At 46.0% G+C, this 741-nt stretch carries 1 protein-coding gene; it reads left to right on the forward strand.

The window, feature by feature from the left end:
* On the forward strand, positions 1–393 hold a 393-nt coding region (gene prfH, locus E0L37_RS21195), incomplete at its 5' end, for a peptide chain release factor H (RefSeq protein ID WP_133493623.1).
* Positions 394–741: the final 348 nt, after the last annotated feature.

Here is a 741-nt window from a genome sequence, read left to right on the forward strand (position 1 = left end):
AGCCCATTCAGAGCAAGGCATAAGCGTAAAAACTGGTATTTTGGCGGTCAACTATTTGAAATAGCTGAGCAAACTGTTGATAGCGAGATCCGCTTTCAGCAATGCCGCGCAAGTGGCGCGGGAGGCCAACATGTAAACACCACTGATTCAGCTGTTCGTGCTACCCATGTTGCGACAGGAATTGCTGTTCGCGTAGAGAGTGAAAGAAGTCAGCATGCGAATAAGCGGTTAGCTCGAGTATTGCTAATGCAAAAACTGGCAGAACAAGCTCAGCAGGCTGCTAGCCAGCAGCAAAAGTCGCGGTGGCAACAACACAATGAGCTACAACGGGGTAATCCGATTCGTACGTTTAAGGGCCCTGAATTTAGCCAGACTCACAAAGGAAAAGGTTAGCAAATAACATGGAAAACTGTTGATACCCAAACCGCCTCAAGATGCGAGTTTCAGTTGGAATTAAAAGCGATTTAGGCAAGGCATTGATTGCAAGTAATAGTGGTTCTATTGTTAAGATCAATAACGCAGTATAAATCGCTTTTAAACCAACCCTTTGGGCGCTTCACAGGCACTTACTCTCATCGTTGTTACTTCTTAAAAGGGACTGCCATTCTTGCAACACCGGTGAAACGCTGAATTCTGTATTTTGAGGTGGCTTGGGTATCTATGTAGCCGTAACCAGTGGCGTAGCCCAACGGCAGAAAAGGTATTCAACCAATACAATGGCATTAAAGCCCGCTCTGCAGG

The sequence above is a fragment of the Alcanivorax sp. 24 genome (assembly GCF_004360225.1).
Lineage (GTDB): Bacteria > Pseudomonadota > Gammaproteobacteria > Pseudomonadales > Alcanivoracaceae > Alloalcanivorax > Alloalcanivorax xiamenensis.